This window comes from Gordonia sp. J1A, from assembly GCF_055393515.1.
In genome coordinates, this window is the sequence record NZ_AP041607.1 from 2446700 (window position 1) to 2468137 (window position 21438).

Annotated in this window: 23 protein-coding genes and 1 tRNA gene; 9 read left to right on the forward strand and 15 right to left on the reverse strand. The window is 69.1% G+C overall.

Going from position 1 to position 21438, the window contains the following annotated elements; all coding sequences use genetic code 11:
- Window positions 1-5: 5 nt before the first annotated feature.
- Genes ACZ5QD_RS11415 through ACZ5QD_RS11440 form a run of 6 tightly spaced genes read right to left on the reverse strand, consistent with a single transcriptional unit; the run spans window position 6 to window position 5943 of the window.
- Window positions 6-431, reverse strand: a complete 426-nt coding sequence (locus tag ACZ5QD_RS11415; protein WP_006897324.1) for an HIT family protein — start codon at window positions 429-431, stop codon at window positions 6-8.
- A 21-nt stretch (window positions 432-452) separates the two neighbouring features.
- A complete protein-coding gene (locus tag ACZ5QD_RS11420) occupies window positions 453-1991 on the reverse strand; it encodes a sensor histidine kinase (RefSeq protein WP_082084040.1) in 1539 nt (512 codons plus the stop codon).
- The gene (locus ACZ5QD_RS11425; RefSeq protein ID WP_346077341.1) at window positions 1988-2695 is read right to left on the reverse strand and encodes a response regulator transcription factor; all 708 of its coding nucleotides are present in this window, start codon (window positions 2693-2695) and stop codon (window positions 1988-1990) included. The genes ACZ5QD_RS11420 and ACZ5QD_RS11425 overlap by 4 nt, the downstream gene beginning before the upstream one ends.
- A 52-nt stretch (window positions 2696-2747) precedes the next feature.
- On the reverse strand, window positions 2748-3944 hold the full coding sequence (locus tag ACZ5QD_RS11430; protein WP_346077340.1) for a winged helix DNA-binding domain-containing protein: 1197 nt from the start codon (window positions 3942-3944) through the stop codon (window positions 2748-2750).
- Window positions 3941-4375, reverse strand: coding sequence for a RidA family protein (locus ACZ5QD_RS11435; protein WP_006897328.1), 435 nt, complete (start codon window positions 4373-4375; stop codon window positions 3941-3943). Before ACZ5QD_RS11435 ends, ACZ5QD_RS11430 begins: the two co-directional genes overlap by 4 nt.
- The gene (locus tag ACZ5QD_RS11440) at window positions 4372-5943 is read right to left on the reverse strand and encodes a carboxylesterase/lipase family protein (protein WP_464366757.1); all 1572 of its coding nucleotides are present in this window, start codon (window positions 5941-5943) and stop codon (window positions 4372-4374) included. Before ACZ5QD_RS11440 ends, ACZ5QD_RS11435 begins: the two co-directional genes overlap by 4 nt.
- Window positions 5944-6018: 75 nt before the next feature.
- Here ACZ5QD_RS11440 and ACZ5QD_RS11445 point away from each other — a divergent pair, with 75 nt between their 5' ends.
- Window positions 6019-6495: a GyrI-like domain-containing protein gene (locus tag ACZ5QD_RS11445; RefSeq protein WP_006897330.1), complete on the forward strand. Its 477-nt coding sequence runs from the start codon at window positions 6019-6021 to the stop codon at window positions 6493-6495.
- A gap of 62 nt (window positions 6496-6557) precedes the next feature.
- On the opposite strand, the gene ACZ5QD_RS11450 is transcribed toward ACZ5QD_RS11445, so the two are convergent.
- Window positions 6558-6629, reverse strand: a tRNA-Thr gene (locus tag ACZ5QD_RS11450).
- 181 nt (window positions 6630-6810) lie between these two features.
- On the opposite strand from ACZ5QD_RS11450, the gene ACZ5QD_RS11455 reads away from it, so the two are divergent.
- From ACZ5QD_RS11455 to otsB, 5 genes are read left to right on the forward strand one after another with little or no spacing between them, the layout of a single operon-like run.
- Window positions 6811-8274: a threonine/serine exporter family protein gene (locus tag ACZ5QD_RS11455; protein WP_039867752.1), complete on the forward strand. Its 1464-nt coding sequence runs from the start codon at window positions 6811-6813 to the stop codon at window positions 8272-8274.
- Window positions 8271-9062, forward strand: coding sequence for a MerR family transcriptional regulator (locus ACZ5QD_RS11460; protein WP_464366758.1), 792 nt, complete (start codon window positions 8271-8273; stop codon window positions 9060-9062). The genes ACZ5QD_RS11455 and ACZ5QD_RS11460 overlap by 4 nt, the downstream gene beginning before the upstream one ends.
- Before the next feature lie 23 nt (window positions 9063-9085).
- Window positions 9086-9250 (forward strand): hypothetical protein, encoded by a 165-nt coding sequence (locus ACZ5QD_RS11465; protein WP_006897333.1) that lies wholly within the window; start codon window positions 9086-9088, stop codon window positions 9248-9250.
- Window positions 9251-9255: 5 nt separating this feature from the next.
- Window positions 9256-10695, forward strand: coding sequence for an alpha,alpha-trehalose-phosphate synthase (UDP-forming) (locus ACZ5QD_RS11470; RefSeq protein ID WP_464366759.1), 1440 nt, complete (start codon window positions 9256-9258; stop codon window positions 10693-10695).
- Window positions 10692-11456, forward strand: coding sequence for a trehalose-phosphatase (gene otsB / locus ACZ5QD_RS11475; protein ID WP_006897335.1), 765 nt, complete (start codon window positions 10692-10694; stop codon window positions 11454-11456). The genes ACZ5QD_RS11470 and otsB overlap by 4 nt, the downstream gene beginning before the upstream one ends.
- Window positions 11457-11889: 433 nt before the next feature.
- Here the strand turns inward: otsB and ACZ5QD_RS11480 are convergent, their stop codons facing one another.
- Entirely contained in the window at window positions 11890-13023 is a 1134-nt protein-coding gene (locus ACZ5QD_RS11480; protein ID WP_006897336.1) for an ROK family transcriptional regulator, read from the reverse strand.
- 81 nt (window positions 13024-13104) lie between these two features.
- Between ACZ5QD_RS11480 and ACZ5QD_RS11485 the strand changes: the two genes are divergently transcribed.
- The gene (locus tag ACZ5QD_RS11485) at window positions 13105-13863 is read left to right on the forward strand and encodes an SDR family oxidoreductase (protein WP_006897337.1); all 759 of its coding nucleotides are present in this window, start codon (window positions 13105-13107) and stop codon (window positions 13861-13863) included.
- A gap of 17 nt (window positions 13864-13880) precedes the next feature.
- Here ACZ5QD_RS11485 and purU read toward each other — a convergent pair whose 3' ends face one another.
- The gene (gene purU / locus ACZ5QD_RS11490) at window positions 13881-14768 is read right to left on the reverse strand and encodes a formyltetrahydrofolate deformylase (protein WP_006897338.1); all 888 of its coding nucleotides are present in this window, start codon (window positions 14766-14768) and stop codon (window positions 13881-13883) included.
- A gap of 27 nt (window positions 14769-14795) precedes the next feature.
- Here purU and deoC point away from each other — a divergent pair, with 27 nt between their 5' ends.
- Window positions 14796-15473, forward strand: a complete 678-nt coding sequence (gene deoC, locus ACZ5QD_RS11495; RefSeq protein WP_062366030.1) for a deoxyribose-phosphate aldolase — start codon at window positions 14796-14798, stop codon at window positions 15471-15473.
- Window positions 15474-15622: 149 nt separating this feature from the next.
- Window positions 15623-16642: an IS481 family transposase gene (locus ACZ5QD_RS11500; protein ID WP_168699674.1), complete on the forward strand. Its 1020-nt coding sequence runs from the start codon at window positions 15623-15625 to the stop codon at window positions 16640-16642.
- Here the strand turns inward: ACZ5QD_RS11500 and ACZ5QD_RS11505 are convergent.
- The 6 genes from ACZ5QD_RS11505 to ACZ5QD_RS11530 all read right to left on the reverse strand — a co-directional run bounded on the left by ACZ5QD_RS11505 (window position 16639) and on the right by ACZ5QD_RS11530 (window position 21421).
- Entirely contained in the window at window positions 16639-17793 is a 1155-nt protein-coding gene (locus tag ACZ5QD_RS11505; protein WP_464366760.1) for an LmeA family phospholipid-binding protein, read from the reverse strand. The genes ACZ5QD_RS11500 and ACZ5QD_RS11505 overlap by 4 nt on opposite strands.
- Window positions 17786-18610, reverse strand: a complete 825-nt coding sequence (locus ACZ5QD_RS11510) for a carbon-nitrogen hydrolase family protein (protein ID WP_039867769.1) — start codon at window positions 18608-18610, stop codon at window positions 17786-17788. The genes ACZ5QD_RS11505 and ACZ5QD_RS11510 overlap by 8 nt, the downstream gene beginning before the upstream one ends.
- 25 nt (window positions 18611-18635) lie before the next feature.
- Window positions 18636-19505 (reverse strand): hypothetical protein, encoded by an 870-nt coding sequence (locus ACZ5QD_RS11515; RefSeq protein WP_375003596.1) that lies wholly within the window; start codon window positions 19503-19505, stop codon window positions 18636-18638.
- Window positions 19506-19612: 107 nt separating this feature from the next.
- Window positions 19613-20401 (reverse strand): class I SAM-dependent methyltransferase, encoded by a 789-nt coding sequence (locus tag ACZ5QD_RS11520; protein WP_464366761.1) that lies wholly within the window; start codon window positions 20399-20401, stop codon window positions 19613-19615.
- Window positions 20398-20910, reverse strand: a complete 513-nt coding sequence (locus tag ACZ5QD_RS11525; RefSeq protein WP_006897344.1) for a DUF2505 domain-containing protein — start codon at window positions 20908-20910, stop codon at window positions 20398-20400. Before ACZ5QD_RS11525 ends, ACZ5QD_RS11520 begins: the two co-directional genes overlap by 4 nt.
- A gap of 22 nt (window positions 20911-20932) precedes the next feature.
- A complete protein-coding gene (locus tag ACZ5QD_RS11530; RefSeq protein WP_006897345.1) occupies window positions 20933-21421 on the reverse strand; it encodes a DUF2505 domain-containing protein in 489 nt (162 codons plus the stop codon).
- Window positions 21422-21438: the final 17 nt, after the last annotated feature.

Genomic DNA, 21438 nt, shown 5'->3' on the forward strand with positions numbered 1-21438 from the left:
ACGCCTCAGTCCGGGACGTTCTCCCCGTAGCCGAGCGCGCGCAGGCTGACGCGAATCCGCTCGGCGGCGTCGTCGAGTGACTCCGGCGAGGGATTCTGGTCGGCCTTGGTCAGATCGAACGACTCCAGCGAGTGCGCCGGGAACACGTGGATGTGCAGGTGCGGCACTTCCAGACCGGCGATCAGCATGCCCATCCGCGGGGCGTCGAAGGCGTCCTTGACCGCTCGGCCGATCTTCTGCGAGACGTCGGTCATATGCGTGAACGTGGGCGTGTCGATCTGCTCCCAGTGATCGATCTCCTTGCGCGGCACCACCAGCACGTGCCCCGGAGTGACCGGCGCGATGGTCATGAAGCCGACCGAGACGCCGTCCTTCCAAACGAAGCGGCCCGGCAGATCGCCGTTGATGATGTGCGTGAAGACCGAAGGCATGAACCGAGTGTAGGACGAGCCTCAGACCTCCGCAGGCGGGTGGTCCGGCTCGTCGGTTCCGGCGGCGCCGGCGAATCCCGCGGTGTCGATCCGGGGCAGGATGAACCAGAATCGCGCGCCCTCGCCCGGTGCGGTGTCGACCCCGACCCGGCCGCCGTGCGCGTCGACGAGCGCCGCCACGATCGAGAGGCCGAGTCCGTTCCCGGCCCCCGGGACCTCCCGGTGGCGGGAGTGATCGCCCCGGTAGAAGCGCTCGAAGACATGCTCGGCGTCCTCGGATGTCATTCCCGGTCCGTCGTCGACCACCGTGACCCGCACGTCCGACGGCGACGATTCCACGACCACCCGGATGTGCGCGTCCGGCCCCGCGTGGGCGACGGCGTTCCCGACCAGATTGCGCACCACCTGTGTCAGCCGGGCGACGTCGCCGACCACCACCGGATCGCCGGTGGCGGACGGAACGTCGAAGGCGATGTCCGATCCGGGCGCGCCGGCCCGCGCCCCTTCGACGGCGTCGGCCACCAACGGCACGATCTCCACCTCGCCGCGGTTCAGCGGGCGCTGGGCGTCGAGCCGCGCGAGGATCAGCAGGTCCTCCACGAGCAGGCTCATCCGGTCGGCCTCCGACGAGATCCGGCGGACCGCGTCGCCGGAGTCCACCGCGCCCATCGAGAGCAGCTCGGAGAACCCCTTGATGGACGTGAGCGGTGTCCGCAGCTCATGCGATGCGTCGGCGACGAACCGGCGCATCTTCTCCTCCGACCGCCGGGCCTGCTGCTCGGATCGGGCAGTCGCCGCGAAGGCCGCCTGGATCTGCGTCAGCATGGCGTTCACCGACCGGCCCAGACTGCCCACCTCGGTGTTCTCCGGGGCTTCGGCGACTCGCCGGTGCAGGTCGCCTCCCGCGATCGCGTGCGCGGTCTCCTCCACTCGGCGCAGCGGGCGCAGGCTCGACCGTACGAGCAGCGAGCTGAGCACGCCGATCACGATCACCACGACGGCGCCGATCCCCACCTGCAGCCAGATGAGACGGTTCATCGTCTCCTGGACGTCGGTGAGCGGGATCGCCACCACCGTGGACCCGAAGTCCGACTGCCGCTTGATGACCCTCCACTGCGGCCCCGGGCCGGCGGAGTCGACGGTCGTCGGCGCCGCGTCGCCGTCGGGCAGTGAACTCAGGTCCGGGCTCGACGAGAAGTCGCTGATCGTCAGGGTCATTCCGGTCGGCAGTTCCGTGGACACGTAGTACTGCGACGGCGGGCGCTTGGGGCCGGGCGGGCCGGTCCGGTGGTCGGTGGAGAGATCGCGGGGCCGGGCCCAGCCGTTGACGGCGTCGTCCAGCCCGGCGTCGGTACGCGAGATGAGGTTGCCGCGCATCGCCGAGGTGACCGCGAAACCGGAGAACACCAGACCGAGGGCGACGAGGACGGCGGTCAGCACCACCAGCGAGATCCGCAGCGGCACACCGCGGCGCCCGCCACGGTGCGGCAGGTGCGGATGCGGAGGGGGTGGGCCGGGCGGTTGCGGAGCGGGGCCGACGCCGGGCGGATTCATCGTCATTCGCGGGGCTCACGCATCACGTATCCCACGCCGCGCAGCGTGTGGATGAGCCGCTTGGGCCCGGTGTCGATCTTGCGGCGCAGGTAGGAGACGTACGATTCGACGACGTTCACGTCACCGCCGAAGTCGTAGCTCCACACGTGGTCGAGGATCCGCGGCTTCGACAGCACGGTCCCGGCGTTGACCATGAAGTACCGGAGCAGGGTGAACTCGGTCGGTGAGAGCGAGACCAGTTCACCGTTCTTGAACACCTCGTGCGTCTCGTCGTCGAGTTCCAGATCGGAGAAGACGATTCGAGTCGGTTGCGCCTCGCCTTCGCCGAAGCCGCTGCGCCGCAGCAGAACGGCCAGCCGCGCCACCACCTCCTCGAGGCTGAACGGCTTGGTGACGTAGTCGTCGCCGCCGATCGTGAGTCCGTTCACCTTGTCCTCCACCGAGTCCCGGGCCGAGAGGAACAGGGCCGGGGCGTCCACACCGTCGGCCCGCAGGCGCCGGAGCAGGCCGAACCCGTCCATCCCCGGCATCATCACATCGAGGACCAGCACGTCCGGCTTGAAGGTACGGACGACGTCGAGCGCGCGCGGTCCGTCGGCGGCGGCGACGACCTCGTATCCCTGGAATTTCAACGACACCGACAGCAGTTCCCTGATGTTCTCCTCATCGTCGACGACGAGGACCTTGGCGGGTTTGTCAGCAGAAGTCATGGTTCCAGCTTGCCTGCCCCTCCGGCGGTCCGACTGGCAAGAACCTGGGAGATCACTGTGAGGGTCGCGCCCGGCCGTGCTGCCGCATCAGCGGCGACGGGAATCCCGGCGCCGGCCGATCGTCCCCCAGCCACCGGGTGAGCTCGTCGGCCCGCTCGGCGAGCGCGTCGCGGGCCTCGGCGGGAAGGTCTTCGAGCGGAACCACCCTCACCCCCTGTTCGGTCAGCACCCAGCCGCCGACGATCCGCCCGTCCCACCAGGCCGTCTGTCCTCCGTTGCCGGTGCGGTCGAACAACTCCGGACCGTGGGATCCAAGATAGAAGTCGCGCTCCCGCCAGCCCATGGTGGCCGGGTCCAGGCCGGGCAGCAGCAGTGCCCGCGGCGGCACCGGCTCCACCTCCGCGAGATCGTCGGACATCAGATAGCCCGTGGCACTCGAGTCCAGTTCCACCTCGGTCACCGGCAGCGATGCCAGTGCGGCGCGCACCGCGGTCTTGGTGGTGCCGAGCCACCACACCAGATCGGCTTCGGTGCCCGGACCGTACCGGCGCAGCCACCGCTCCACCAGTGCGACGTGCCCCGCCGCCTCGTCGACATGCGGCAGGGGCGCCCCCAGCCACGACGACATCGACGTCCACGACGGCCGCGAGCGGTGCCAGTCGGCGGCGTTCGGGCCGCGCACCACCTCTCCCCGTGCAGCCAGATGGTTGAGCATTCGGGGCAGCATCGGCGACGGTCCGCCGTACGACTTGCCGTGGTCGCGCATGATCTCGATGTCGAACTCCGGCAACCGTCTCCGCAACTCCGGTGCCGAAAGGGCGGCCCCGTCGGAGAGCTCCGCGAGAATCGCCTCGCGCGCCCGCTCGATCCACGCCTCCGGATGGTCCGGGCCGTCGTCGCGACGCAGATCGCGAAGCATGTTCGTCCGTTCCGAAGCTGCCACCCGGGGCCCGATCGCGCCGACCGCCTCGGCGAGCACCGGCCGGGTCATCACGAACAGCGTCCGGCGCATCACGAGCTGTTTGACCACCGAGCGCTCGTCGTACAGCGCGGTCTCCACCGTCTGCGGGTCGGGCGCCGCACCCCGGGCCCACGCCGCCAGGTGGACCGTCGACGGCACGGTGGCATGAAGTCCGATGACGGCGTCGGCGACCTCGGTGACCCGGTGTCCGGCGGAGCCGTCCAGCAGATGACGACGCAGCAGCCGAGCGCGCCGCTGACCGTCGCCGACGCGCGGTCGGGCGGTCACACCGAGCCCCGCTCGACCGGGGCGTGCGGGATGTGGCCGCCCGAGACCGCGACGACCGCCTCGATCTCGACCCGCTGCCCCGGGTAGGGCAGCGCCGACACCCCGAGGACTATCGACGGCGGAGTCGCGTCGAACGCGGTGTCCAGCGCGAGCCACACGGCGCCGAGCTCGTCGGCACCGGCGGCCGCGACGTAGACGGTCAGTTTCACGATTCCCGATCGCGCGGCGCCCCGCTCCGCGAGCAGGACGTCGAGACACTCGACGGCGCGGCGGACCTGCGCCTCGGGGTCGTTCGCGCCCACGATCGCGCCGTCGGCGTCGAGTGGCGAGATTCCCGCGGTGAAGATCAGCGCTCCGGGCGCCGTCTGTGCGCCGTAGGCGAATCCGCCGTCGTGCAGGGTCGCGGACCGGAAGTACTCGGGTTCGGTCATCGGAAGCTCAGCACCTCGTCGCCCCACGCGCGCAGCGTGCTGTCGTCCAGTCCGGTCACCGAGGTGTCCTCGGTGCCGCCGATCAACAGCGAACTGTGGCGCTGCGGCACGTACGCCTCCCAGAGCGCGTCGCCGTCCTCCCCGGTGTTCGGGTAGCCGTCCGCGGCGAAACCGAGCCAGCGGTACTGCATCCGGTGCCGCACCTTCTCGCCGGTGGCCCGTCCGCCGAGCGCGTACATCGGATCACGCCGGCTCGACGCCGGGTTGCCCCACACGTACGGCACCTCGGTGGCGTGCGCGGCGCCGTAGCCGAGGACGCGGAGGAGCGGTGTCGCCCAGTCGAATCGGTACAGGTACACCGGCGCCACCTGGGCGTGCGACTCCGCGATCCACACCGCGGGCATCCGGAATCCGATGTCGCGGGAGATGGCCATGCTGCGCACTCCCGAGGGCACGTGACGGTAGGAGGAGTCGAGGCGGTCGGGTTCGGGGACGCGCAGCGTCGGCCGCTCGGTGCCGATCAGGGTGAACATCGCGTCCACACCGTCGTTCTTCACCGGAAGCAGCGGCGTCGACATCCAGCGGAACAGCGAGGTCTCGTGCCGGTTGGTTCCGATGAGCAGCGGGACGCGGTGCGCCTCACCCGAGACGATGGCCTCCATCGGATCCAGCGGCACCAGATCGCCGTCCACCACGGGGGCGAACGCGATGGTGCCGGGGAACCGGTTGGGCACCAGGTTGAAGATCGCCGACGACGCGTTCACCAGATCCAGCGCGGGCGTCCGGCGCAGTTCGCTCGGCCGCACGTACTCGGGCGGGAGCTCGGCCAGCAGCATGTTCGCGTAGCGCTCGGCACGCTCGGCGTCGTACACGGTGGTGGCCGGGGAACTCTGGGCGATCGCCCGATGGAACAGTCCCTTCGCCGCGGGCGAGGCCAGCAACGTGGTCACCACACCGGCGCCGGCCGATTCGCCGAACAGCGTGACGTTGCCCGGATCTCCGCCGAAACGCTCGATGTTGTCGCGCACCCAGCCCAGCGCGGCGAGCACGTCCGAGAGACCGCAATTGGCCTGGAAGGTCTCGTCGCCGGACGAGAGATGACGCAGATCGGCGAACCCGAACGCGCCCATCCGGTAGTTGAGGGTGACGATGATCGTCGGTGTCCCGCGGGTGACGGACGACCGCACCAGGGACCCCGGGTCGTACAGCGGCTGCGACCCCGATCCGCAGAGGTAGGCGCCGCCGTGGACCCACACCATCACCGGCAGGCGTGCGTCGGTGCCGGCCACACCGCGCGGCGTCCCGACATTCAGATACAGGCAGTCCTCGTTGGCGAAGGCCTCCGGCCCGAGATCGATCACCTGCATCACCGGCTGCGGGCACACCGGGCCGAAATTGCGGGCGTCGATGACCTCGCTGCGCTCACGGGGCGGCTGCGCGTGCAGCCAGCGTCGCGGCCCGGTCGGACGAGCCGCGTACGCGACTCCCAGCCACAGGTCGGCCGATGGTGTGCTGGTGCCCCGCAGCGGACCGTAGACAGTGTCGACGACGTGAACGGTGTCAGTCACGCCTCCATCTTGCCGGGCGATGGACCGGTGTGCAGCATGTGCCGACTCCGGGCCGCGCGGCCGTAGCATGGATTCATGACCAGTTCACTGCCCCTGATCCTGCGCGAGGAGCCGTTCTTCGAAGCCACCGAGGTGTCCCTGCCGGACGCGGTGCGGGTGGTGACCATGGAATTTCCCGAGGTCCGCATGGACGACCTGCCGGAGATCTTCGACGGCCATTTCCACCTGCTGGCGCAGGCTCGGCCGATCGGACCGGGCTTCGCCGTCTACGAGGGCGACGTCACCGACGAGTTCGACGTCACGATCGGTTTCCCCGTAGCCGAGCCCACCGACCTCGAGGGCATCGACAACGGGACCTTCCCCACCGGCCGCGCCCTGGTGATGTCGCACCTCGGCGGCTTCGACGGTCTCGGGTCGGCGTGGGAGCTGCTCATGGAGACCCATTTCGCCAAAGGGGGTGCGGTGCCCCGCGCGGTGGTCGAGATCTACGTGACCGATCCCAGCGTCGTCGCACACGACGACCTGCGGACCGATCTGCTGGTCCTCCTCTGAGGACCGCACCGCCGGGAGAGTGGAGCGGGCCCGACGCATCGGATGCGTCAGGCCCGCGGCGGAGCCCCCTGTCAGGATTGAACTGACGACCGCTCGCTTACAAGGCGAGTGCTCTACCACTGAGCTAAGGAGGCCTGCGGCGGAAGTATATAGGGTCACACCGCGAACCAGTAACGCCCGGTCCCCGGGCCGACGACTTACCTCGGGCACCTCCGCGGGACAACCCTCGCGGGCCGGTGCGTGCGATGCCACGATCGAAGGCGGCGGCCCCACCGGACCGCCTCCGCGACTGACCTGTGAGGAGGCAGGGTGCGTGTGAAAGCGATGTTCCGTCAGGGACTCGACAAGATTCTCGGCGACGCCACGGCCACGATCGACACGATCGAGCCGGGCAGCATCGTCGTCGCACCCCGCAAACCGATCCCGCTCGACGACGAGGCCGCGATCACCGAAGTCCTCGATCTCGCCGCACGTATCGGCGCGGTGCTCCTCGACTCGGGTACCGGCGCCATCGACACCGGTAACCAGATCGCTTTCGTCGCAAGTATTTACGGTCTCGAGGACGTCGTCGTGGACGTCACGTTCAACCGCATCCTGGTGAGTGCCCGGCGGGGCCCCACGCTGCCGCCGGTCACCACCGTGCGCACGGTCCACTACCGGTCGCTCGACTTCACCCGGCTCGCGCACGTCGACCGCCTGGTGCGGCGCATCCGGCAGCTGGCCATCACCCCCGGAACGGCGCACCGGATCGTCGACGGTATCGTCAGCGCCCCTCACCCCTACCCGTACTGGCTCGCGAATCTGGCCTGGGGCGTTCTGGCGCTGGGTATCTCGATCCTTCTCGGCGGTACCACGCTGGTGGTGCTGACGGCTTTCCTGACCACCGTCGTCATCGTCGCTCTCAACCGGCGGCTGGCCCGCATCGGAACCCCGATCTTCTTCCAGCAGATGCTCGGCGGGTTCATCGCCGTGCTCCCCGCGGCCGGCCTGTACCACTGGCGCGAGGCGCTCGACGTGAGTTTCGCGCCGTCGCAGATCATCGCGGCGGGGATCGTGGCGCTGTTGTCGGGACTGTCGCTGGTCGGATCGGTGCAGGACGCGATCACCGGGGCGCCGATCACCGGCACCGCCCGATTCTCCGAGGTCGTGCTGATGACCGGCGGGATCCTGGCGGGCGTGGCCATGGCGATCCGGCTGGTCGAGGCGCTGGGCGGGAGTCTGCCGGGCCTGACGACGACGTCTCCGTTCGGACCGTCGGACGTGGCCGCAACGGTGATCGGCGGAGCGATAGCCGCGGGCGCCTTCGCACTCGCCAGCTACGCCGAGCGTCGCGCGATCCCGGTCGCGCTCGGCGCGGGCGTGCTGGCCTCCGGGGTGATCAGCGGGCTCTCGCTCACGGACGCGGGAGCCATCGTCTCGGGTGCGGTCGCCGCGATCGTCGTCGGCCTCATCGGTGGTCTCGCCGCTCGTCGAGCCCTCGTCCCGCCACTCGTGGTCGCCGTCGCCGGCATCACCCCGCTGCTGCCCGGTCTGGCGATGTACCGCGGTCTCTACGGTGTGATGAGCGGCGAGACGCTGGCCGGCTTCGGCGAGCTGGCCACAGCCATCGCGGTCGGCTGCTCCATCGCCGCCGGAGTCACCCTCGGCGAGTTCATCGCACGCACGCTCAAACGGCCCCGGCTGCCCGCGGCGCTGGCGCGCCAACGCGACGCGCTGCGCGACGGCCGGCCGCACGGCTTGACCCTCACGCGACGTAAGCCTCCACGCTGGAATCCATGACGGCGACGAACGGGGCCGACGGCACGGGGACGACCACCTGGACGGTGGGACGTCTGGCCGATCTGACCGGAGTCACGGTGCGCACTCTGCACCACTACGACCGGATCGGACTGCTGTCGCCCGCCAAGCGCACCGGAGCCGGCTACCGCCTCTACACCGAGGCGGACCTCGACCGTCTCTGGCGCATCGTCCTCTACCGGCGGCTGGAGATGCCGCTGGACGAGATCGCGGCACTGCTCGACGGCGACGACGACCCCGTCGATCACCTGCGCAGGCGACGCGAGGCCGTCGTGTCCAGGCTGGGCGAGTTGACCGAACTCGTCGCAGCCATCGATCGAGCGATGGAGACGCAGATGCAGCAACGACCAGCGACCGCCGAAGAGATGCGAGAGATCTTCGGCGACGGATTCCGCGACGAGTACCAGGCCGAAGCCGAGGAGCGGTGGGGGCAGACCGACGCGTGGAAGCAGTCGGCCCGCCGCACTCGCGACTACACCAAGGCGGACTGGGAACAGATCAAGGCGGAGACCGACGCGATCCACGCGGCGTTCGCCGCGGCCATGCGGGCGGGCGAACCCGCCGACAGCACGGCCGCCATGGACGCCGCAGAACGGGCGCGCAAGCACATCGACGAGCGCTTCTACGAGTGCAGCCACGAGTTCCACACCTGCCTCGGCGAGATGTACGTGAGCGACCCGCGGTTCACCGCGTCGTACGAGGAGATCGAGCCCGGACTGGCCCGGTACGTACGGGATGCGATCGTCGCGAACGCCGACCGGCACCGCTGATCGGCTCGGGTAGAATCCCGGCCATGGCAGCTAAGACGACCGACGACATCGCCGATGACGAACTGGAGCCGGTGACCGACGAGACCGCACACAAGGCCCGCCGCGTGGTGGCCGCTTACGCCACCGACGCCGACGAATGCCGCATGCTGCTGTCGATGCTCGGAATCGCTCCCGGCGAGTCCGCCTGACGCGGATGACGGCCCCCGGGCACCCTGCGACGGGTGCGGATTTCGTCGTCGTCGCAAATCGTCTTCCGGTCGACAAGAAGGTTCGGCCCGACGGCTCCGTGGTCTGGAAGCGTTCGCCGGGCGGACTCGTGACGGCACTGACCCCCACCCTGGAGACCCGGTCGGGCGCCTGGGTGGGGTGGTCGGGCAGCGCGTCGCAGGACGGGTCCCCCGAGGAGAAGCCCGACGTCGAGGGCATCGACATCCACCCGGTGCCGCTGAGCGCCGCAGAGGTCGAGGACTACTACGAGGGGTTCTCGAACGCCACTCTGTGGCCGCTGTTCCACGATCTACTCGTCAAGCCCGAGTATCGGCATGACTGGTGGGAGGCGTACGTCCGGGTGAACCGCCGGTTCGCGGAGACCGCCGCGAGTGCTGCGGCCCCGAATGCGATGGTCTGGGTTCAGGACTATCAGCTGCTCCTGGTCCCCGCGATGCTGCGCGAGACGCGTCCCGACCTGCGGATCGGGTTCTTCCTGCACATCCCCTTCCCGCCGACCGAGCTGTTCAGCCAGCTCCCCTGGCGCACCGATCTTCTCGAGGGCCTGCTGGGCGCCGATCTGCTCGGCTTCCACCTGCCCGGAGGCGCCGAGAACTTCCTGACACTCGCGCGCCGGCTCCTCGGCACTCGCACCTCGAACGGCCCGATCACCGCGCGGGAGGATTTCGGAGCGGTGGAGTACGACGGCCGCACCGTCAAGGTCGGCTCGTTCCCCATCTCCATCGATTCGGCCGATGTGGCGGCGCAGGCCACGGCCGCCGCCGACCGCGCGGTCGCGATCCGCGCCGAACTCGGTGACCCCGAGGTGCTGCTGCTCGGCGTCGACCGGCTCGATTACACCAAGGGAATCGACGTCCGGCTGGCCTCGCTGGAGCGGCTGTTCGCTTCCGGCCGGCTCGATCCCGCGAAGACGGTGATGGTGCAGCTCGCCAGCCCCAGCCGCGAGCGCGTCGACAGTTACATCGACATGCGCAATCGCATCGAGCAGATGGTCGGTCACCTCAACGGCAAATACGGGACCGTCGCGCGCCCGCCGATCCGCTACCTGCTGCAGCCGGTGGCCCGCGACGAGTTGCTCGCCTATTTCCGCGCGGCCGACGTCATGCTCGTGACCCCGATGCGCGATGGGATGAACCTTGTCGCCAAGGAGTACCTCGCCGCGCGCGCGGATCTCGGCGGCGCCCTCGTCCTGAGCGAGTTCACCGGCGCCGCAGCCGAACTCGGCGAGGCCTACCTGCTGAATCCGTACGACGACCGCGACGTCGACGACGCGATCGAGGCCGCCGTCACCGATGCCGCCGAGGCCCGCCGTGAGCGGATGCGCATCCTCCACGATCAGGTGATGACCAACGACGTGGATCTGTGGGCCACCAGCTTCCTCGACACCCTCGCCGCCGACGCATGACCGAGACGATGCTCGACGACGCCCTTCGGGCCGCGCTCGAAGCGTTCGCCGCCCGTCCGCGGGTGCTCGTCGCCTCCGACTACGACGGGTGCGTCTCACCCATCGTGGCGCGGCCCGAGGACGCCGTCCCCGAACCGCGCTCGATGGCCGCGCTGGAGCAGTGCGCCGCGGCGCCGCGGACCGCGGCGGCACTGGTGTCCGGCCGGGCCCGCGCCGACCTGCGCGCGCTCTCCGGTGCGAGTGAGAACATCACGCTGGTCGGCAGCCACGGCGCCGAGTTCGCCGAAGGCTTCGACGATCCGGTCACCGACGGGCAACGCGAACTGCTGCGGCGGATCGTCGCCGAGTTCCGCGGTCTGAGTGCCCGGTTCCCCGGCACCTCGGTGGAGGTGAAGCCGGTCAGCACCACCCTTCATGTGCGCAACGCCTCCCCCGCCGACGCCGACGCCGCGCTCGCTCTCGCCGAGTCCGGTCCGGCGTCGTGGGACGGGGTGCAGGTGACCCACGGCAAAGCGGTCATCGAACTCGCGGTGATCGAGACCAGTAAAGGACACGCCCTCGACCGCCTGCGCGCAGCGCTCGAGGTGGACGCCGTGCTCTACCTCGGCGACGACGTGACCGACGAGAAGGCCTTCGCGCGCCTCGGTCCGGACGATGTGGGAGTCAAGGTCGGAGACGGCCCGACGGCGGCGCACTTCCGCGTTGCGGATCCGAACGGGGTCGCGACAGTCCTGGAGACCGTGGCCGCTCTGCGCCGCTGACGGTCGTGCGAAGGCTCACTGAGCGACCCTCCAGGCTTGTTGAGCGAGCGCAGCGAGTCGAAACCCCAAACAGGCAGTCTCGATACAGCATGCTCGCTACGCTCACACGCCTACTCGACAACCCTCAAACAGACCACCGAGCGACCCCTCAGGCCCGTTGAGCAAGCGCAGCGAGTCGAAACCCCAAACAGGCAGTCTCGATACGGCAACCCTGAAACAGCTACCGAGCGACCCCCAGGCTCGTTGAGCGAGCGCAGCGAGTCGAAACCCCGCACAGGCGGTCTCGATACGGCATGCTCGCTACGCTCACAGGCCTACTCGACAACCCTGAAACAGACCACCGAGCGACCCATCAGGCCCGTTGAGCGAGCACAGCGAGTCGAAACCCCAGACAGGCAGTCTCGATACGGCCTACTCGACGAGCCGGATGAATTCAGCCGCCGACGACACCCAGTGGATCGGCGTACACCGCGGAGAGCGCCACGGCCACGGCCGCCGCCTCGGGTACGTGCACCCCGAAGCAGGTCGGGACGATCTCCAGCGGTCTCGGCAACAGGCTGGCCGCGTCGAACGCCGCCTGCACCGGAGCCAGCCCGTGCGGATGGGCCGAGAAGGCGTCGCCGGCCACCGTGATCGCATCGGGATTCAACACATCACGCATCATCGCCACCGCCTCGCCGAGCACACGCGCGCGATCGTCGGCGACCACGCCGGCCGACTCGTCCACGTCCAGCCGGGCGGCCGCGGCCTTGACCGCCGCCGTGCCGATCACCGACTGCAACGGCGCCACCGGCTCGACGGCCAGCACCCCCGGTTCCACCCGGAGCCCGGCGATGGTCCCCGCGCCGTGCGCGGGCTGGTGTACTTCGCCGTCGATGATCAGGGCCATGCCGACCGTCTCACGGGCGTAGAAGAACAGGCTCGATCCGCTGCGCTGAACGGTCGACGCCAACAGTAATTCCGCGGCCGCCATCGCCTGAACGTGTTCGGCCACCGACACCGGCACGCCGAGGGCCGCGTGCAGACGCTCCCCCAGCGGCTGCCGATGCCAGCGCAGGATCGTGTGGTCGACGAGGCCGGTGGCGTCGTCGACCACCCCACCGAGCGCTGCGCCCGCCCAGAGGACCCGCCGACCGGAGAAGCGCCCCGCGAGTTCGGCGAGCAGTTCGCACAATCTATCGACGGCCGACGCGGCGTCGGCGTTCGCGAGTTCCTTCGTACGGATCGCGTGACTGTACAGCGTGCGGCCTCCGACGTCGGCGATGACGAGCGCCGTCCGGCGGGCACCGATGTGCATGCCCGCGACGCAGAACCGGTCGGGGTCCAGGGTCAGTGGCAGCTTGGGCCGTCCGACTCCGCTGTGCCCGAGCAGATCGGGTCGCTCGATCACCAGGCCCGCCTCCAGGAGTGCGTTCACCTGCCGGTTGACGGTGGCGGCCGAGAGCCCGGTGTCGGCGACAAGTCGGTCCCGGGTCGCCGGAGCACTGATACGGACAGCGTTGAGAACGGCGGCGGCAGGGCCGGATCCGAAACGAAGTGGCGCGGCCACCACGCCGGCGATGGTCATGCGTCGAACCTATCAGCAGACGAGTTCGGGGCCCGCGGACTCCGGGCATCGCCGGCACCCGCCGCCACTAGACTCGATGCCATGACTAGCTCCGAGAGTTCCAGCAGCAAGGGCAAGATCGCGGTCGTCACGGGGGCGAGTTCGGGTATCGGTGCGGCGACGGCGCGCAGCCTGGCCCGCGATGGCTACACCGTGGTGCTGGGCGCGCGGCGCGTCGACCGCATCGACGCGCTCGCCCAGGAGATCGGCGGCCGCGCCAGGTACCTCGACGTCACCGACGCCGCCTCGGTGGAACGCTTCGCCGCGACGCTCGACCGCGTGGACGTCCTGGTCAACAATGCGGGCGGTGCCAAGGGCCTGGCCCCGGTGGCGGAGGCGGACCTCGAGGACTGGCGCTGGATGTGGGAGACCAACGTGGTCGGCACACTGCGCGTCACCAAGGCCCTGCTTCCGAAGATCGAGGCATCGGGCGACGGTCTCATCATCACGATCACCTCCACCGCGGCACTCGAAGCGTACGACAACGGCGCGGGTTACACCTCTGCGAAGCACGCGCAGGGCGTCCTGCACCGGACACTGCGCCTGGAACTGCTCGGCAAGCCCATCCGGCTGACCGAGATCTGCCCCGGGATGGTCGAGACCGAGTTCTCCCTCGTCCGCTTCGGCGGCGACGCCGCGAAGGCCGAGTCGGTGTACGAGGGGCTGACGCCGATGGTCGCCGAGGACATCGCCGAAATCGTGTCCTTCACCGCGTCCCGGCCGTCGCACGTCGACCTCGACCAGATCGTCGTCCGCCCCCGCGATCAGGCCACCTCGCGCCGCAACATCAAGACCGGGTAGGCACCGGGAGTCGCGGACTACTGGAAGACGACCGTCTTGCGGTCGTGCACCAGAACGCGGTGCTCCAGGTGCCAGCGTACGCCGCGGGCGAGCACGAGCGTCTCGATGTCTCGGCCCTGACGCACCATGTCGGCCGCAGAGTACTCGTGGTTGATCCGGCTGACGTCCTGCTCGATGATCGGGCCGGCGTCGAGATCGGCGGTGACGTAGTGGCAGGTGGCGCCGATCAGCTTCACCCCGCGGTCGAACGCCTGATGATACGGCCGGGCCCCCACGAAGCTCGGCAGGAAACTGTGGTGGATGTTGATGGCCTTGCCGGCCCAGGCTTCGCACAGGTCGGCGGGCAGGATCTGCATGAAGCGCGCGAGCACGATCGCGTCGGGGTCGTAACCGTCGACGATCGCCCGCACGTCCGCGAACGCTTCTTCCTTGCCACCGGCGGGAAAGGGCACGTGGTGGAACGGAACACCGAATCGCGTGGTCATGGTCTCCAGGTCCCGATGATTTCCGACCACCGCACTGACCCGAGCCGGGAACTCGCCGCGCTCGGCACGGGACAGGAGATCGGTGAGACAGTGACTATCCTTGCTGACCAGCAGCACCACTGATTTCTCGGCACCGGTGTCGGACACCTGCCATTCGGCCTCGGGCCCGAACATCGCGGCCACCTCGGCGAAACGGCTGCGGAACTCCTCCACCGGCATCCCGATCGAATCGGCACGGACGGCCTGCCGGGTGAAGAACCAGCCGGTGGTCTGATCCGAGTGGTACGCCGCCTCGGTGATCCACCCGCCAACGCCGGCGAGGAAGCCGGAGAGGGCCGCGACGATGCCGGTGCGGTCGGGGCAGCCGAGGGTCAGGACGAAGCGACGGTCGTCGCCGGAGGAGATCTGCGAGTTGCTCACAGTTCTCAGTGTGCCAAGCTCGATTCCGTGACGAACACCAACCTGACCCGAGCGGATGTCGCAGCGATGGTCGACCACACGCTGCTGAAGCCCGAAGCGACCCGGGCCGATGCGCAGGCCACCATCATCGACGGTCTGGAGCTCAGCGTGTACTCGATCTGCCTGTCACCGTCGATGCTGCCCATCGACACCGGGTCCGCGCGCACCTGCGTCGTGGCGGGATTCCCGTCGGGCAAGCATCACTCGCTGGTGAAGGCATCCGAGGCACGCCTCGCTGTGGATTCCGGTGCGGATGAGATCGACATGGTGATCGACGTCGGCGCCGCGGTCGACGGCCGGTACGACGAGGTCTTCGCGGACGTCCTGACCGTCCGCGAGGCGATCGGCCGCGACCGGGTGCTCAAGGTGATCGTCGAGTCCGCGGTCCTGCTCGACGCGGTCGGCGACGACTGTCTCGTGCAGGTCTGCCGGCGCGCCGTCGAAGCGGGCGCCGACTTCGTCAAGACCTCGACCGGTTTCCATCCGGCGGGCGGTGCGAGCGTCCGCGCGGTCGAGTTGATGCGAGCGACAGTCGGCGACGGCGTCGGTGTCAAAGCCAGCGGCGGCATCCGCACGGCGGCAGCAGCCGCCGATCTCATCGCCGCGGGCGCGAATCGCCTCGGGCTGTCGGGCACCCGCGCGGTGCTGGACGGCTTCGCCGAGTAGGCCGCGGCAGTACGGCTGCCGAGCGGCACGGCTAGATGTACTGACCCGGAACGTTAGGTACAGAGTTCGGCGAGTCGACGTGACATAGGGAAGACCTCCGAGTGAGGTGTGGAGCTGTCTAAGAACCGCTCCTCAACCCGGAGGTCTTCATGTCCCACCGTAATTCACCGCTGTCCCCGACTGGCCGGTTGCGTCTGGCTCGGTGTGTTGTGGACGACCGGTGGCCACTGCGCCGCGCAGCTGACCGGTTCAACGTGTCAGTCACCACGGCCAAGCGATGGGCGGATCGCTACCGCGACCACGGGCCGGCCGGAATGGGTGATCGGTCCAGCCGGCCCCGATCGTGTCCGCATCGCACCAGCCGGCGCCGGGAACGCCGGGTCGTCGGGTTACGCGTCTCCCGCCGCTGGGGGCCAGCCCGGATCGGATACCACCTGGGGTTGAACGTCTCCACGGTGCACCGCATCCTCACCCGCTACGGCTGCCTACGACTGTCGTGGATCGACCCGGCAACCGGGGCGCCGGTACGTGCCCGCAGACGCGAGATTCGCCGGTACGAACACCAAGCGCCCGGAGACTTGATCCACGTCGACATCAAAAAGCTCGGCAGAATCCCCGACGGCGGTGGACATCGCGTACACGGCCGCGCCCAGGGCACCCGCAACTCCAGTGCCCACCGCGAGCCTGGACGAACCCGCAAAGTTGCTGGCCGCCCCAACCTGGGGTACGCGTATCTGCATCACGCCGTCGACGACCACTCCCGCTACGCCTACTCCGAGATCCTCGCTGATGAGAAGAAGGAAACCGCGACCGCGTTCATGACTCGGGCGTTGGCGCACTTCGCCTCGATCGGTGTCACCACCGCGCGAGTGATGACCGACAACGGGTCGTGTTACCGGTCCCGCATATTTCGGGACTTGTTGCACGACAACAAGATCAAGCACAAGTGGACCAGACCGTACCGGCCGCAAACCAACGGCAAGGTCGAACGATTCAACCGGACCCTGCAGGAGGAATGGGCCTACGCCCGTCCCTACCTCAGTGAAACCGAACGCGTCGCGGCCTTCCCCGAGTTCCTTCGCATCTACAATCACGAACGCGGCCACACCGCACTCCGAGGCAACTCACCCGCCGACCGCGTACCCAACCTGTCGGGTCAGTACAGCTAGACCGCGCAGCCTCCGGAACCGCTGGACGCGTTGGTCGACTCCGCGGCCGACTTCAGGTTCACATCGTCGCCGGCGAAGGCGAAGTCGATGCCTGACTTGCCGACGTCGAGCTTGGTGACGTGGATCTGCTTGAACAGCGGACCGAACATCGCCGCGGTGACCTGATCGACGATCGGCTGAGCGAAGTCGGACGGGAGACCGAACATCAGCGCCGTCGCGTCCTTCACCTCGAACGAGACCGCACCGTCCTTCACCACCGGCTTGAGCGTCACGGTGGCGGGGATCGGGATGATCGTGATGTTGACCGTCGTGGAGATCTTGATGGTCCCCGCAGACGGATCGGCGCTGATGGACTCGATGGTCGGGCTGCCGTTCTGGCCCTCCTGGCTCATCGTCTGAATGCGCTCGTAGGGAAGGAACCCGTTGCCCTGCAGCGACTGCACGGTGCCGCCGTCGGTGCTGATCCCCTCGGCCCGGGCGTGCAGTTGCATGGTGGAGTCGCCGCCACCGGTGGTGTCTACCTGGACCCACGGGACGTCGCCGTCGACCACCGACATGAGCATCGGTCGCCGAGACACCGAGACGTCGGTTCCGGTTCCGGTCAGGTTCTCGAAGGAGGTCTGCAGACAGCTGGTGACCTTGTGCCGGACGTAGAGTTCGGATCCGACGCCGGCGATCACCACGAGCAGTACCACGGCGGCCACGATGAGGCCGATCGTCCGGCCGCGTCCGCGCTTGGCCGACGGCGACGACATCACCGGCGCACCGGACGACGGCGGTGGCGGCGGCGGAGCTGCCGCGACCGGCGTGAACGCCCCCGAGTCGAGTGCGTCCATCTGCTTGGTCGGCGGCTTGCCGGACTCCGAGTAGGCGTGCGTGGCCGGGTCCGAGGTGTAGCGGATCGGCCCGGTGATGACTTCCCCGGTCGGGGTGTCGTCGGGAAGAGCGCCGTCGGTGTCCGGGACGCTGTGCTTGCCCGTCGCCGCGGGCTCCTCGGACCCTGTGGACTCGTCGGACCCCGCGGCCTGGGCGGGCTCCCCCGCCGCATCCGACTCCGGAGCGACGTGCTCCCGGGTCTCGGATTCGCCGACGGCGGCCTCGTCGGAGGCTTCGTCGTCGGAGGAATGCGACGAGCGCGGAGAGTCAGTCATGCGGGTTCGTCCGATCCAGGCGGGGAATGTCACGGGCATTGGCCAGCACGGCCAACGCGCTGCGCGCCTTGTCTGTCAGGGCGAGATCGATGTCATGGACACCCATCTGCACCGCGGAGTCATAGTCGGCGATCACGCTACCGAATGGATCTGAGAGTCGGCTATGACCTATCCCGGTGGGAGCCAAGGAGTCTCTGATGGCGGGGTCGGAGGGTTCGGCCTGACCGACGCCCGCGACGTAGGCGGTGGAGTCCAGCGCCCGAGCGCGAGTCAGGATCTCCCACTGCTCGAGTTTGCCGGGTCCCGAACCCCACGACGTGGGGACCACGATCATCTGTGCTCCGCGTCGGGCGAGTTCGGTGAACAGCGCGGGAAACCGGATGTCGTAGCAGGTGGCGACGCCGACCGTGCAGTCACCGACGTCGAAGACGAGCGGCCGGTGTCCCGGCGCCACGGTCCGCGACTCGGCGAAGCCGAAGGCGTCGTACAGGTGGATCTTGTCGTAAGCGAGGGGTGCGCGTCCGGGTCGTGCCACCAGGACCGTGTTGCGGATCCGGCCGTCGGGCGCGGGCGTGAACATCCCCGCCGCCACCGCGACTCCGTGAGCGTCCGCGGCGGCCGCGACCGCCGATGCCCACGGGCCGTCGAGTGACTGCGCCACATCGCGGAGGGAGACTCCGAACCGGCACATGGCCGCTTCTGGAAACACCACCAGGTCGGCTCCGGCCGCGGAGGCGTCCCGCACGCCGTCGAGCACGATCTCCAGATTGGCGTCCGGGCTGTCGGTGGAACTCATCTGGGCCATCGCCAGTCGCATGCAGTCTCCCTCGGGCACGAGAACATCACTTCTGATAAAGCGTAGATCCCTCCGGCCCGCGGCTGCTGCTGATGAGCTTGGCGAAGCAGTGGTCCTTGTCGAGCCCGTTTCCGCGGCACCAGGCCAGTGCGTCGTCCGCGCTCGCGAAGCCCTGGGCCGACACCGTCACCCACCAGCCGCTTTCGGAGAACACCGGCCACTCACTCGAGTCGAGCAGCCGCACCTGCGGGTACCGGGACCGAGACGACTCGAACTCCGCCAGGATGGTCTGGTTGTCCCAAGTACGGCCGTCGGCGTACAGGCCCGGGCGCTTCGCACTGATCTGCGCAGCCCAGCGATCGGCGAGGGCACCGCGGAAATCGGCGGCGTCGGCCGTCGCCTGATCGCGCAGGCGCCCGGCGGCATCGGTCTCCGGATCGGCCACCACCGATGTCACGGTGTGCGTGGGAGGCGCCTGCGTGACGACCGTCGGGGCCGGGTCCGCGGTCTTCTCGTCGGGGGCGTTCACGACCTTCATCCAGACGACGACGGCGGCCACCGCCAGACCTATCACGCAGGCGATCGCCAGACCGAGAAGGACCGCACGGCCCGCCCCGCCGGCCGGTGCCGGTCCGTAGCCGGGCGGCGGATACGGGCCGCTCGGATACTGCGTCGGAGCGTAGAGCGGTCCCGAGGATGCGGGGCCGGCGTAGTGCGGACCCGAGCGGTACGGGTCCTCGAGACCGGGGGTGTCGTAGGTTCTGGTCGGCTCCCGCAGCGGCGGCACCGACGGAGGGTCGGGCACCGGCCGCGACATCGTCTCGGCGTAGTGATCGACGTCGGGCGCAGTCTGTGCGGTGTCATTCCGTGCGGGGTCATTCCGTGCGGGGTCATCCGGCCGGCCATCTGTGGACATGCCGGAAGCGTATCGGCGAACTCCGACATCTTCGGGAAACCCGACCGAACGGACGACAGTCGCAGCGCGTGGCCTCGGGGCTTCCGCCGCGTGCGGAACTCGTCAGGTCAAGCGGGAGCGACGGCGCCCCACGGCACGGTCAGCAGGTTGTCCACGCGACGGCCGCGAGGCACGCGGACGTCAACCCCCGAGTCCCGGAGCATGTCACGCGCGTACCGCAAGCGGTCGCGCGGGCCGAAGACCTCGCGCCCGGCCGCCCGGTCCCAGCACTGATCGGCGGTCTCCAGGAGCCGATGGATCGCCTCACCGTCCACGTTGCGGTGGATCAGTGCCTTCGGCAGCCGTTCGGCCAGCTCCGACGGGCGGCGGGTGTGTGCGGGCGACCACGCGAGAGTCAGTTCGATCGGTCCGTCGCGGTCGAGGAGGATCCAGCAGCATCGGCGGCCGATCTCGTCGCAGGTGCCCTCCACGATCAGGCCGCCCGGGGCCAGCGCGCTCCGCATCTGCGCCCACGCCGCATGCACCTCGTCCTCGCCGTACTGCCTGAGCACGTTGAACGCCCGAACCAGATGCGGCCGCATACCCGCGAGTTCGAAGCCGCCGAGCGCGAAGCGCACCCCGTGACGCGGTTCCACGATCCGGGCGGGGTCGATCTCCAGGCCGACGAGGTCCAGGTCGGGTATCACCCGGCGCAGCCGGATCGCCATCTCCACCGCGGTGTCGGGGCGGCCGCCGTATCCGAGGTCGACGGCCAGCGGCCGCGGAACGTCGCAGGCGGCACGGACACGGGGGTCGGCGGCCATCGCGCGGTCGACGCGACGGAGCCGATTGATGTTCGTGGTACCGCGGGTGATGCGCCCGCTGGGTCGTCCGGCCGCGAGGCCGGCGCCTCTCACGCGAGGTTGTCCTCGACCCAGGTCGACGTGAACTCGGCTTCGCCGCGGAACAGGTCCACCAGATTCACCAGCATCAGCTGTTCGAGCTTGGCGTTGACGAACGGGATGTACACCTTCACCTCGGTCGTCTTGCGGATGGTGCACCCGGTGTCGGTCGGGAACAGTTCCTGACGCCCGGTGAGCGAACCCGGACCGGCCGGGATGGACGCGCTGTAGCTGCCGTCGGTGTTCACCGGATCGAACACGCCGTAGTTCTCCGTGCGCGTGATCATCATGTCCTTGAGCATGACGGTCTGGGCGATGGGCGGCAGCATGTCCCGCGTGATGGTCTGCTGCAGGACCACGCGGATCCCGTCGTCACCGGTCTCGAACTCCTCGACGTTCGAGATCGGGGTCAGCTCGCGGAACTCGACCATGAGATCTTCCCAGTACTTCTTCTGCGACAGTGCCTGGTAGATCTTCTCGGCCGAGTGCGGGTACCGAGCTGAGTAGCTGAGCCGTCGTGCCATGTGGGACAGCGTAACGTCAGATTCAACCCTGCCGAAATTCGACGGATGCGTCACGTTCGGCGTCGAGCAGCAGTCCGACCTGCTCGATGATCGCCTTCTCGATCTTGCCGCCGACGAACGGGATCGAGACATCGGCCTGTCCGGAATACCGCGCGACCGCCGGGTCCCCGCTGATGACGATGTCACCGTGGATCTTCGCCGGAGCACCGGAGACCGCCGCCTCCATCGAGCCGGTGATCTGCTCGCCGGCCAGCCGGAACACGCTGGTCCGCGGGATCTCCAGGTCGCCGGGCCGGACCGCGGTCACGACGGACGGCAGGTTCTCCGCACCGACGCCCTGCTTGCTCACCACTGTCACCTGATCGCCGTCGAGTGCGAACGACTCGATCGAGCCGTGCCCGGCGTTGGTCGCCTGCACCAGGTCCCGCCAGTACTGTTCGGTGCTGATCAGCGACCACAGTGCGGACACGGAGAACGGATAGCTGACCGAATGCTCGAACTTGCTCGACATGGCAGCCAGGTTACCGT